The 13,324-nt window shown below is 39.8% G+C and carries 10 protein-coding genes and 1 riboswitch; of the genes, 3 read left to right on the top strand and 7 right to left on the bottom strand.

The window, feature by feature from the left end; all coding sequences use genetic code 11:
* Window positions 1-54: 54 nt before the first annotated feature.
* Together murI and btuB are read right to left on the bottom strand one after the other, a co-directional pair.
* Complete coding sequence (gene murI, locus PR833_RS18815) at window positions 55-921, bottom strand: glutamate racemase (protein ID WP_053110222.1); 867 nt, start codon at window positions 919-921, stop codon at window positions 55-57.
* Complete coding sequence (gene btuB, locus PR833_RS18810) at window positions 866-2,755, bottom strand: TonB-dependent vitamin B12 receptor BtuB (protein ID WP_181710205.1); 1,890 nt, start codon at window positions 2,753-2,755, stop codon at window positions 866-868. Before btuB ends, murI begins: the two co-directional genes overlap by 56 nt.
* Window positions 2,756-2,824: 69 nt before the next feature.
* Window positions 2,825-3,020: riboswitch (cobalamin riboswitch) on the bottom strand.
* Between the two features lie 121 nt (window positions 3,021-3,141).
* Between btuB and trmA the strand changes: the two genes are divergently transcribed.
* Entirely contained in the window at window positions 3,142-4,227 is a 1,086-nt protein-coding gene (gene trmA / locus PR833_RS18805) for a tRNA (uridine(54)-C5)-methyltransferase TrmA (protein ID WP_272526418.1), read from the top strand.
* A gap of 211 nt (window positions 4,228-4,438) precedes the next feature.
* Here the strand turns inward: trmA and PR833_RS18800 are convergent, their stop codons facing one another.
* A complete protein-coding gene (locus tag PR833_RS18800) occupies window positions 4,439-4,828 on the bottom strand; it encodes a YijD family membrane protein (RefSeq protein ID WP_004924454.1) in 390 nt (129 codons plus the stop codon).
* Window positions 4,829-4,842: 14 nt separating this feature from the next.
* Window positions 4,843-5,499 (bottom strand): HTH-type transcriptional repressor FabR, encoded by a 657-nt coding sequence (fabR, locus tag PR833_RS18795; RefSeq protein WP_004924455.1) that lies wholly within the window; start codon window positions 5,497-5,499, stop codon window positions 4,843-4,845.
* A gap of 384 nt (window positions 5,500-5,883) precedes the next feature.
* On the opposite strand from fabR, the gene sthA reads away from it, so the two are divergent.
* Complete coding sequence (sthA, locus tag PR833_RS18790) at window positions 5,884-7,281, top strand: Si-specific NAD(P)(+) transhydrogenase (protein ID WP_004924458.1); 1,398 nt, start codon at window positions 5,884-5,886, stop codon at window positions 7,279-7,281.
* A gap of 59 nt (window positions 7,282-7,340) precedes the next feature.
* On the opposite strand, the gene oxyR is transcribed toward sthA, so the two are convergent.
* Window positions 7,341-8,249: a DNA-binding transcriptional regulator OxyR gene (gene oxyR / locus PR833_RS18785; protein ID WP_272526417.1), complete on the bottom strand. Its 909-nt coding sequence runs from the start codon at window positions 8,247-8,249 to the stop codon at window positions 7,341-7,343.
* Between the two features lie 1,537 nt (window positions 8,250-9,786).
* On the opposite strand from oxyR, the gene PR833_RS18780 reads away from it, so the two are divergent.
* Window positions 9,787-10,119, top strand: a complete 333-nt coding sequence (locus tag PR833_RS18780; RefSeq protein ID WP_004924557.1) for a hypothetical protein — start codon at window positions 9,787-9,789, stop codon at window positions 10,117-10,119.
* A 490-nt stretch (window positions 10,120-10,609) separates the two neighbouring features.
* Here PR833_RS18780 and argH read toward each other — a convergent pair whose 3' ends face one another.
* Window positions 10,610-11,986, bottom strand: a complete 1,377-nt coding sequence (gene argH / locus PR833_RS18775; protein WP_004924562.1) for an argininosuccinate lyase — start codon at window positions 11,984-11,986, stop codon at window positions 10,610-10,612.
* Window positions 11,987-12,064: 78 nt separating this feature from the next.
* Entirely contained in the window at window positions 12,065-13,285 is a 1,221-nt protein-coding gene (locus PR833_RS18770) for an argininosuccinate synthase (RefSeq protein WP_004924564.1), read from the bottom strand.
* Window positions 13,286-13,324 lie beyond the last annotated feature (39 nt).

The following is a 13,324-nucleotide window of genomic DNA, read 5'->3' as shown; positions in this document are numbered from 1 at the left end:
CAACCCCTTTTTTACGTTTTTTTTTCGTTTGCTCAGATTACCATCAAATTTGGCTTAAATCACCAGTTTTTGTAGCCTATTGAACCCTTCGGCGGCTAATACAGGTTGTAATGCTAAAGCGGTATCATTCATTAAAAGGCAATATGCAAAGTCTTTTTCTTGACTATCAATCACTTCTTCTGCTTGATTATTAATCAGCCAAACCGCACGTCTCGCGATCGCCGCCCCTGAATCAACAAATCTTGTGCCATCTGGTAGCACTTGTTCGAGTTCTTCTATTAATAGAGGGAAATGCGTACAACCCAAGATCACCGTATCAGGAGGTTCAGGCATTCTTAACCATGGCTTCACTGCATTGGCAATTTCATCTAGCGGAATTTGTTCGCCATGTAATTTTCTTTCCGCTAGTTGAACAAGGTCGGCAGAACCCAGCGAGAGCACTTTGCAATCTGTTGCAAACCGTTCAATTAGCTCTTTAGTATATTCGCGATTCACCGTTCCTTTGGTCGCAAGCAATCCAACAACACCATTTCGCGTTAATTTAGTCGCAGGTTTAATTGCTGGCACGACACCAACCACTGGGAAACGAAAATGGGCTCTAAGGTTCGGTAAGCTCACGGTACTAGCTGTATTACAGGCAATAATTGCTATCGTTAAAGGGTGTTTTTTCGCAATAGCATCAACGAGTTGATACACCCTATCGATAATAAATTCTTCACTCTTTTCGCCATAGGGGAAGGCTTCATTATCGAATGCATATATATAATGTGCGTTAGGGAGTAATTTTTTGACTTCCCGATATACAGATAGCCCCCCCACCCCTGAATCAAACACAAGGATGGTCGGGCGAATAGATAGGTTGTGATTAGAAGTTGTAGCTTCCTGTAAGGAAATATTCTCTTCCAGCGGTGCGATAACCATACGCGGTCTCATAGTCTTTATCGAACATATTAGCTATTTTACCACGAATTGTGAGCTGTGAAGTGATTGGATATGCCGCCGTGAGATCCCAAAGGCTAACCCCCCCTTGTTTTAGACGTTTTGATGGTGATTGGGAAAAGTCATTATCATAACGCGAACCTATATAGTGATAAGTTAGCCCCATATCTACCTCAGCAATATTCCAATCTAATTGGTATTTCACTTGTTGCTTAGCTCGGCGCTCCAATACTTTGTTCGTCTTTTTATTTCTGGGATCGACATATTGGTATGTTAATTGATGATGTAAAAAGCCAGTGCTAAATTCACCAACCCACTCGATACCTTTAATTTCTGCTTTTCCAATATTTTCATATGTATTGATAAAATTGCCATATTTATATTCAATCAGGTTATCAATATCATTATGATAAGCATTAATTTGCCAGAATAGCGGTCCCGTTATTCCTTCAACACCAATTTCCCACTGCTTACTTTCTTCTGGTTTTAAGTTCGGATTACCTTTTGTTGTTCCCCAATTTGATGAAGAATATGCGTACAGTTGACTTAGATTAGGTGCTTTATATGCTGTTGCGTATGATCCAACCAGTTTATACCCATCATAAAATTCCCAACTCAGCCCTGATTGCCATGATGTATGCCAATTAAATTCTGAATGATGATCCGTGCGAACGGCGGCTTCAGCTATAACAGAATCAACAAACGAGTATTGCCCCGTCAAATAGAGCCCCGTGTTATTCATGGTTTCTTTTTTAGTTATTAAAGCATAGCCGTTAGGCTCTATGCTTTGGCGCTGATAATCTATACCCGCACTAATATTACCTTTATCTAAACGATAATTGTTACCCCACTGAATATTATACTGCTTTGATTCATCTAGATTAGAAGAGCTAGCATACTGCCCTTGCCTTGGATCAAAATTGTAATCTTTAACGTAACTATAGCTTCCGGATAGTGAGGTTGAGTATTGGTTTTGATGATATTTAACCCCAGTTTCATATGTACGGCTATAAAGTTTACGGGTATCTACCCGCACACCTGAGTATTCAGAGGCATCATAACGAGTTCTATTATCATATCCATATGCTCTCGCATAAGCTGATATTTCAGATGATAACTGATGCTCCACACCTAGCCATAATGATTTATTAAGAAAACCATCTTTATCGTAGTCACGTGGACTAACGTCCTTAGGTGCTAGATCAAATCCTTTTGTATAGGTATAAGCTGCGGCAGCGGTTACTGTTGTATTTTCACCGATTTTCTGTTGAGTTGAGCCGTTATAATTCTGATAACCATAAGAACCAATACCCGCATTTAATGTGGTTCCTACATTATCTCGGCGAGTAATAATATTAACAACACCACCAATTGCATCCGAGCCATAAACAGCCGATCTTGCTCCACGAATATATTCGATTCGCTGAACTAAAGAGATAGGAATTTGGCTCATATCTGATGAGCCAGAAATACCCGCTTGGTTTAAACGAACACCATCAATTAATACCAATACATGGCGAGACTCTGAGCCTCTAATAAAGAGGGAGCTCTGCTGTCCTATACCACCATACTGCGCAATATCCACACCCGGTAGCCGCCTTAATACATCAATCACAGTATTAGACTGCCAATGATCAATGTCTTCACGCGTAACGACCGTCACAGGGGCCAGTATTGATGAAATGGGCTGCTCAAAGCGATTCGCTGACACCACCATTTCATCTGATTTATTGTTTGCGCTTGCTAAAGAAGAAATACCACACAACACTGCCATAGCAGCAACCGATAGCGGTAGTAACTTACTCTTATTCATTATAATAAATCCGGAATATCAATGAGATTAAAATTCCGCGAGGCCGAATATCAGATCCGCGCTAATATCCAACAAAGCGATTAAACTATGGCAGGTCTTCGGACTGAGAAGTCATACCCATCTGGGTAAAAATTAACTATAGAGGCAACTTCCCATTAATTAATAACAGTGTTGTATCTCTTTTTTCCTTCATCACCGCTGCGCGTCAGTCTCGGACTTACACCGAGTTCCCTATTTACTCTTTACGACCATAGTCGCATTATCCTAAATGGATTGAAGGTATGTGTCTATGCGATGTGGAATCAAAAACTGGACATCTGCCCCACTTGCCCTACAATTTCGCCCCTGATGTTATTTTTTTACTGTTTTCTATGAATAGGGCCACACTAATGAATACTGAACACTATGAACTGCAACTTGCAGAAAAAGTAGAACGTCTGAAAACGATGATGGCCCCCTATACGGCAATGGAACCTGAGATATTTACCTCACCAGAATCTCATTATCGTATGCGCGCAGAATTTCGAGTATGGCATGATGGTGATGACTTATTTCACATCATGTTTGATAAAGAGACTAAAGAGCGTGTGCGTATCGATCAATTTCCTGTAGCAAGCCAACTGATCAACAATATCATGGCTGAAATTTTGCCACTGATAAAAGAAAATGCGCTTTTACGCCATAAACTTTTCCAAATTGATTATCTCTCGACGCTGAGTAATAAATTAATTGTCTCTTTGCTTTACCATAAAAAACTCACTGAAGAGTGGATTGAAGCAGCCAAACAATTAAAAACAACGTTAATCAATAAAGGTTTTGATTTACAGCTTATCGGCCGCGCTTCAAAAACCAAAATCATGTTAGACAACGATTATGTTGATGAAATTTTGCCGGTGAATGGCAAAAATATGATTTATCGCCAAGTAGAAAATAGCTTTACTCAGCCAAACGCTCAAGTAAACATTAAAATGTTGGAATGGGCGATTGATGCCACTCAAGGGGCAACTGGCGATCTACTGGAGCTTTATTGTGGAAATGGCAACTTTTCACTGGCTTTAGCACAAAACTTTGAACGAGTCTTAGCCACTGAAATAGCCAAGCCATCGGTAGCAGCCGCGCAATATAATATTGCGGCAAACCAAATCGATAATGTACAAATTATTCGCATGTCAGCAGAAGACTTTACACAAGCCATGCGAGGAGTGCGTGAATTTAAAAGACTCGATGGCATTAACCTAGCAGATTACCAATGCAACACCATATTTGTTGACCCACCAAGAAGCGGGTTAGATGATAAAACCGTTCAGCTTGTGCAAGAATATGACAATATTCTCTATATTTCCTGTAATCCGGAAACCCTATGCGATAATTTGTCTGTCCTGAATGCGACCCATAAAATCAAAAAACTCGCTCTATTTGACCAATTCCCATATACCCATCATATGGAAAGTGGTGTGCTGCTGACACGCCGCTAAATCTTACTTGCCACCTGTTGTTTTTATTCATTAAGTCAGGTGGCAACCTTGCTATTTTTAATATACACCGTAGCTAACTGGCGATTATTTTATTGCGAGTGGAAGATGAAAATTTGGTTAAGAAATTATTCGTGTTTTGCTCCCATAAAATACACAAACGCCGCAATGTTGGCATAGCGGCGTTATTGGTTAGAGCGGTTTGGAAACGCGATTAAACTTCAGCTTCGTTTTCTTCTGCAAGCTCTTTTTGTTCTTGTTTACGTGCCTTCCAACTTGTGTACATCCACAACGCGAGCGCGACAATAATGATTGAAGGAATAAAACTCGAACCTACGTCAGGATGTTGTACTCGTAAGATAGCTGCATAAGCAAATAGCCCTAAGAAAAAGTTACCTACAACAAACTTAGGTAGACCGATAGGCATCGCATGATGCAAATAACGTTGATGTAAACAATAAATTGCGACGATTAAACTAATAACAGGGAAAATAGAAAACTCTACTAAGGAGTTAAACAGAGCAGAGAAAGTTCCGTGAGTTGATAAGCCAATCACTAATGCTAATAGTAACGTGCTTTTCTCATTGCGATTGTGTTCCGTCATTGATTCTCCTTATATTATTTAGTGAGATCGGGGTCAGTTTGATTTTGTTTTTCTTGTTCACGGCGATACCAGTAATACGCACCTTTTGCGATCATGCGTAACTGAAGTACAAGCCGTTCTTCCAGATGACGCCTTTTTTCTTCATCGATATCAAGCGCTTCTGCACCCGCGCTAAACACGATGGTCACCATAGACTCTGCTTGTAGCTCTGTAAAATAGCGTGGCATATGGCTTTCTTGTTCAAGGTAATCTGCTAATTCAGCAATAAAATGTTGGATTTCCCGTGCAACTGCAGCACGAAACTCAGCAGAAGTACCAGAGCGCTCTCGCAATAATAACCTAAAGGCATTGGGGTTATTACCGATAAATTCCATAAAAGTTGAGATTGACGTTCGGATCACACTACCGCCCTTCGCGATACGTTGCCTTGCTTGTCGCATAAGCTGGCGTAACATCAAACCACTTTCATCAACCATAGTCAGCCCTAACTCATCAACGTCTTTGAAATGACGATAAAATGAAGTGGGTGCAATACCTGCCTCACGCGCAACTTCGCGTAAGCTAAGGCTTGTAAAACTACGTTCTGCACTTAATTGGCTAAATGCGGCTTCAATGAGCGAACGACGAGTTTTTTCTTTCTGTTTTGCTCTAACGCCAATATGATTGCTCACGGTGATCCTGATTTCTATGTCATTAAACAGCCATTAATATACCAAAATATGAAAACTTGGGTGTGACCACCTCTCTAGCATACCTCAAATTTATTAGGCTGTTTGAGGGAAAAAGCGATTAAGTGTACAGATTACCGCTTTTCAGAATTTCACTAAATCATTTTTCAATAGGTGAAGGGGCTTTTTATTCGTAGAACCGTGCTTAATTTCCCGTCATTTGGTTAGAGAACTCGCTAAGCAATAAAAAAGCTTTTTTGTGAATACGCTTCAAAATAAAAACATTAAATAAAGCCATTAATTAAAAGTACATGAGTAAAGCGGGTAAATAATCGGCGGATATGCTAACATCATGTTGTCATTTTGTTTTAGAGCAGGTCTTACCTCATGCAACACATCCATTTTGATGCAATTGTCATTGGTTCCGGGCCGGGTGGAGAAGGCGCCGCCATGGGACTGGTGAAGCAAGGAAAAAACGTCGCCGTCATAGAACGTTATGATAGTGTCGGCGGTGGCTGTACCCACTGGGGAACCATTCCCTCCAAAGCCCTCCGCCATGCAGTTAGCCGAATTATCGAATTTAACCAAAATCCACTCTACAGCGATAATTCTCGCTCCTTACGCTCCTCTTTCTCTGAAATCCTCAAGCATGCTGAAAGCGTGATCAGTCAACAAACTCGTATGCGCCAAGGTTTTTATGAGCGTAATGGCTGCCAAATGTTCTCTGGTGAAGCCACTTTTATTGATGAACGCCATGTGAGTGTTCGCTATTCCGACGGTAGTTGCGATGTTCTCAGTGCAGATAATATCGTAATTGCGACAGGGTCGCGTCCTTATTGCCCATCCGATGTCGATTTTAACCACTCTCGTATTTACAACAGTGATACCATCCTAAATCTAACCCATGAACCACGCCACGTGATTATTTATGGTGCAGGGGTGATTGGTTGTGAATATGCGTCTATCTTTCGCGGGTTAGGTGTCAAAGTTGATTTAATCAACACACGCGATCACTTACTTGCCTTTTTAGATCAAGAAATGTCAGATGCACTTTCTTATCACTTCTGGAATAGCGGTATCGTTATTCGTCATAATGAAGAGTATGAAAAAATTGAAGGTGTTCCTGATGGCGTGATTGTCCATCTTAAATCAGGTAAAAAAGTCAAAGCAGACTGTTTACTGTATGCGAATGGTCGCACGGGGAATACGGATAAGTTAGGTTTAGCGAATGTGGGTATTGAAGCAGATAACCGTGGCTTGATTAAAGTCGATAGCGCTTACCGCACTTCTAATGAACATATTTATGCTGTTGGTGATGTTATTGGCTATCCAAGCCTTGCATCTGCTGCCTATGACCAAGGTCGTATTGCCGCTCGAGCTATAGCAGAAGACTTAGGTAATGCACACTTAGTTGAAGATATTCCTACCGGCATCTATACCATCCCTGAAATTAGTTCTGTTGGTAAAACAGAGCAAGAATTGACAGCGATGAAGATCCCCTATGAAGTCGGACGTGCTCAATTTAAACATTTAGCACGCGCCCAAATTGCAGGTATGAACGTGGGCAGTCTGAAGATCTTATTCCACCGTGAAACATTGCAAATTTTAGGCATCCACTGTTTCGGGGAAAGAGCCGCTGAAATTATTCATATCGGTCAGGCTATTATGGAACAGAAAGGGGAAGGAAATACCATCGAGTATTTTGTGAATACGACCTTCAACTATCCTACGATGGCAGAAGCATTCCGCGTTGCCGCATTAAATGGCTTAAACCGCCTGTTTTAAGCTATTAAGTGATTGCCGAACCTAATACGGCAATCACTTCTCTAGCCACACCCTACTTATTAGCGCGCTTTATTACTGTAATAGCTACTCATCAAATTATAAATAGCCTCAGCAAGCTGTTCATAGCGACCACGTAACGGTGAGCCTGGGCGATAAACTAATACTACTGTACGTTTCGGCTCTGGATGAATACAGTTCAGATAGCAAATACCATCACGGCAGGATTCATGAGGCACGGCCAAATCAGGCAATAATGTAATTCCACTTCCTGCTGCCACCATATTTCTCAGCGTTTCTAGGCTTGTTGCTCGGAAATGTGTATCTTCTTTAGCCCCCGCTTGAAAACAAAAGCCCATCGCTTGGTCACGTAAGCAGTGGCCATCTTCCAACATTAATAATTTCTCGCCAGATAGCTCATTCATCTCGATAGTGTCACGCCCCTGCCATGAGTGACCTTCATAGATGGCGAGCTTCATTGGCTCTTCAAACAAGGGTACAACAATAAAAGGATCTGTTTCTTTCACTTGCGCCAAAATAGCACAATCTAATTTACCGCTATCCAACTGAGCCAACAGTTGCTGTGTCTGTTCTTCATGTAGGTAAATTTCAAGTTTAGGGAAGAGCTTGTGCAATTCAGGAATGATAAGGGGCAAAAGATAAGGCGCGATCGTTGGGATCAACCCTATATGTAAAGGGCCAGACATGCTTTCCCCCTGTAGAGCCGCCATTTCCTGTAATACTTTAATTTCGCGTAAAATCGTCCTTGCTTGTTCAACAAGTAGCAATCCTTGTTGAGTAAATAAAACCTTGCGGCTAGTCCTTTCTAGTAACATAACCCCAAGTTCTTCTTCTAGCTTACGTATTTGGCCACTCAATGTTGGTTGACTCACATGACAAGAGTCTGCTGCACGACTAAAATGCTTATGCTCAGCTAATGCCACTAAATATTCCAGATCGCGAATGTTCATTTTGTCGCCCTTCTTAATATAAACTGCCAATCAGTATACCAGATATCTAATGCTTTTAACTATCAATTAGAATTGACATGTTCAATAATTCTTCATCATTTGCAACGTGACATTTTGTCTCGCTCACTCAATTTATATCAAAATGTAAATTTACGTGACTAATTATGAATTAAAAAAATAGGGATAAAATAATATAATTAATTGAAATAATTATTATTTTTTATATTTTGCATGAAATAAAATTTCACTCTAAATGCAAAAAATAGAAACAATTATTCATCATATAGCAACACATTATTTACATTATTGTTTTTGATTTAGTTACTCAGGCTACGCTCAAAAAAACACCACAAGTGATAAAATATCAAACTAAATTATTAAAAATAAATGAAATTTAACTCCGCAAAAACATCATCAAAGTAATTATTTCCAATATTTTACGCCAATATTTTGCAACATATTATTAACCTAAAAGGACTTTAAATTTATCAAATAGAGCTATATTTATGTAAACAAGAAGGAGAAAAATAGAGACACAAAAGGAAAAGGAAGGTTGACGTTAATGGAATAGTGATTTTCTTGAATGCTGAACACCTGATGTGGGTATAGCTAAAGGAGAAACGCTATGAAAAGCATACAACGTACCTTGAGCCATCAACTAAACCCACTCACATTCATTTATCGAGTGAGTAGATTTCAAACGCCTTGCTCACGACAGAATTACTCGATAAACAACGCATTCATCGTTTTGGGCAACGATTATCTGCCCTAATGATATCTCTCTTAGTCACAAATAGAAAAGCAAACCAAGTTCGATGATTGATGCTATCACTTTCATGATGAGATACACCGCTATGCTAAGAACATGACATCATGCAAAACAAGATAGTGTAAGTATGCAGGCCAACACCGACACATAAACCGTTTAATACAAAAAAGTAGGCCAATTTCATTTTAGTCAGTCAATTTTTATCGAATAGGTATAACGCTATCGTTATATAAAGAAGCTTCATCTAACAATTAAAAAATAAAACAATTAATCGCAATATGCGTATTTCAATCTGTCACCGTTTGATTACGGTGAAAACAGAATAAATCGTAGATAGCGTAATTTAATAATTCACTTACTCGATGAAATATTTAGATACATTATGTTTATTTTTATCATTGTTTTATTAATTTCCATTAAAAAATAAATAAAAAATCATTGCAATTTACTTTATATTTTTAATTAAAAAGACAACCAAAACCACCTCCACACCAACAGATAAAACCATCAAAAAGGAGACAAAAAGAAGCATATAAAGCCAAATACCTACAATGAGTCATTACACACAGAATTAAACTCTAATTAACTAAATTGGGAGGGAATGCGTACAATCAATATTATTAATCAATTTCAAATATATTTACTCACATTTGCTTTTTAAAATTAACACCCAAAGCAAACTTTAATCTATATAATTCGCTTCATCCAAACTTGTGGAAACAATATAAGCGAATTAAGTTACTTAAATATATATCGAGGACTAATACCATGATTAAGAATACAATCAAAACAGCGTTATCTTTTGCTCTGATCGCAACTGCTTTATTTACAACTAACGTTCAAGCAAAAACTAATAGCACAACAATTACATTTAAAGCAATGATTGTATATCCTCCTTGCAACTATTCTTTTAATAACAACAATGCTCAATTAAATTGTTATAATAGTGAAGAGAATAAAGTAAAAACATCAAGTTTTAATTATACAAAGCAATCACCATCTAGCGAATGGAAGAAAACTGAAGACAACCGCAGCATTTATCAATTTAATTGGACTAATAAAGAAAAAGGCTTAGCTATGGTTTCAGTTAAATACCTCTAATATAGTAAAAGGCAATAAAAAACAGTTAGTTATAAACCATAATTCAGCAATAGGTTTTAAGTATGAAAGCGTTACACTTAAATCTGAAAAGAGTCTTATTTGCTCATTAATGGTATTATTACTCGCCCTGCATTCAGCGTTGCTGATACAGGTTCAATAAAATAAGCATACATTAGAGTGACTGTTCTGACAGGCTCTATCCTGTACGAATGGCTCTTGAAATAGATAGTTAATATTTAATTGCTTAAATGACAAAGCAAATATGACCCAAGAAAGATGAGATCTTAAGGAACAATGAGATTCTAAAAATTGGGAAATAATTAACGATGGTCTAGGAGCTTATATTTATAACGGGATTGGCGAAAGGATACTGTTAGGCCTTTTAACAATTAACTATATTTAAGTATTAAACTTTTAATCGCATGTACGGGGTAGTTACCTACCCCGCCATTTTATCCCACTTTAAACACTATCTTGCAAATTCAATGAGTTAAACCCCTAAACGTGCTTTAGCCTCCGTAATTGCCTTAGCGACTTGTTCCTTTGAAACTCCGCCTTTTGCTAAACGCTTATCTAGACAAGATTGCAATGAGAGGATCTGATACACATCGAGTTGGATAGTATCACTGAATTTTTGCAAATCACTTAATGCCATCTCTTCCAATGCTTTCCCTTGGCTAATCGCAGCAACCACCGCCTCGCCGACAATATGGTGAGCTTCACGGAAAGGAACGCCTTTAGCAACAAGGTAATCCGCCAGCTCAGTAGCATTGGCATAGCCTTGTTTTGCGGCTTCTTCACAACGATTTCGACGAATTTGAATACCATCAAGCACCAGAGCCGCCATATGGAGACAGTCTAACCAAGTATCAAGAGCGTCGAACAACCCTTCTTTGTCCTCTTGCATATCTTTATTGTAGGCTAGCGGTAATCCTTTTAAGGTCATCATCATTCCTGTTAATGCCCCTTGTACACGACCACACTTACCACGGATCAACTCAAGTGCATCAGGATTTTTCTTTTGTGGCATTAATGAAGAGCCTGAAGTGACTTTATCTGAAAGTTCAACAAACCCCGCTTCACCACTGTTAAAGAAAATAAGATCCTCTGCAAAACGGGATAAATGCACCATACCAATACTTGCATCGGATAATAATTCGAGAACATGATCCCTATCTGAAACTGTATCAAGGCTATTACGCGTTGCCGATGAGAAACCTAGCCATGATGCCAGTTGCTCACGGTCGATATCATAAGCAGTTCCCGCTAAAGCCCCACAACCTAGCGGACTAACATCTAAACGTTTTAATGTATCTTTTAGACGACTTTCATCACGCGCTAACATTTCACTATACGCTAAACACCAATGAGCAAAAGTCACTGGTTGTGCACGTTGCAAGTGGGTATAACCGGGCATGACCGCATCTTGGTTATTTTCCGCGGTGATCACTAACGCTTTTTGCAGTTCCACCACAGCTTCTAACAATAGCGCGACTTGATCTTTACACCATAATTTTAAATCGGTGGCAACTTGGTCGTTACGACTACGTCCAGTGTGCAGTTTTTTACCTAAATCACCTACTTTATCAATCAGTTTACCTTCAACCCAGCTATGAATATCCTCGGCATCGCTCTGTAAAATGCGCTCAGGATCATCTTGCACCTCTTTTAATAAGGCATTTAGCGCTTGCTCAAGAGATTGCTGCTCTGCCTCTGATAGCACCCCAACAGTGACCAACGCTTTTGACCATGCAACCGAACCAATAATGTCTTGCTGCGCTAAGCGATAATCGAAACGCAATGAATCATTAAATTGTTTAAACCGCTGATCGGCTTCTTGACTAAAACGTCCACCCCAAAGTGCCATAACTGATCCCTATCTGATTGATAAAATAAATGTGATACCCGACAGCAAATGGCTGTCGGGAAGTGTACATCAATAAAACTATTTCGCTTTGTTCTGCCCTTTTAGCGCACGAATACGCGACGAAAGAGAGTACAAACGGATAAAGCCACCAGCATGGCTGTGATCATAAACTTCATCTTCACCAAATGTTGCGAACTCCTCAGAATATAAGCTGTTATCTGCTTTTTTCTGGATAGCAGTTACTTGGCCTTTATACAATTTCAGAACCACTTCACCAGTAACGTCTTGCGCTAAAGATTCTGCTGCTGCTTGCAGTGAATGACGCAAAGGCGCAAACCAACGACCATCATAAACCACGTAGGACATTTCTAAGCCTAGTTGCTCACGCCATTTAAAGCTGTCGCGATCGAGAACGAGTTGCTCAATGCCACGTAAAGCAGCCATCATGATGGTGCCTCCTGGGGTTTCGTAACAGCCACGAGACTTCATACCAACTAAACGGTTTTCAACAATATCAATACGGCCGACGCCATGTTTAGCACCGAGGACGTTTAAAGCTTCAAGACATCCCAGCGGAGATAATGTTTGGCCGTTAACAGAAACCACTTCCCCTTGTTTCACACCGACAGTCACTAGCTCTGCTTCATCTGGTGCATCTTTCGGATCGACCGTCCAGACCCAGCAATCTTGGTTTGCCGCATTCCATGTGCTTTCTAATACGCCGCCTTCGGTAGAAATATGCCATGCGTTTTCATCACGACTATAAATTTTTTCTAAACTGGCTGTCGTTGGAATATGACGCTCTTTCAGGTAATCCAATAGGGCTTCACGCGAACGCAAATCCCACTCACGCCATGGCGCAACAACTTTTAGCTGTGGCGCAAGTGCGCTATAAGTGCTTTCAAAACGCACTTGGTCATTTCCTTTACCTGTTGCGCCATGCGCTACCGCGTCGGCACCAACTTTCAGAGCCAGTTCAACCTGTGCCTTAGCAATAATAGGACGTGCCATTGAAGTCCCTAACAGGTAGCTTCCCTCATAGAGCGCGCCAGTTTTCAATACTGGGTAGATATACTCTTTGACAAACTCTTCACGTAGATCGACCACATGGCATTCCGATGCACCTGATTGCAATGCTTTTTGCTCAACACCAACGAGATCTTCTCTGTCTTGTCCTACATCGGCAACGAAAGCAACCACTTCGCAATCATCATAGTTTTCTTTTAACCATGGAATAATTGCCGATGTATCTAGACCACCTGAATATGCTAATACAATTTTTTTAATGCCCTTTTTCATAACTTACCTATCCCGATTCCGCTCAATTAAAAAGTTTTC

The sequence above is a fragment of the Providencia sp. PROV189 genome (assembly GCF_028480065.1).
Lineage (GTDB): Bacteria > Pseudomonadota > Gammaproteobacteria > Enterobacterales > Enterobacteriaceae > Providencia > Providencia stuartii.
The sequence above is the reverse complement of the archived record's forward strand: the minus strand, read 5'-3'. Positions and strand labels throughout refer to the sequence as shown.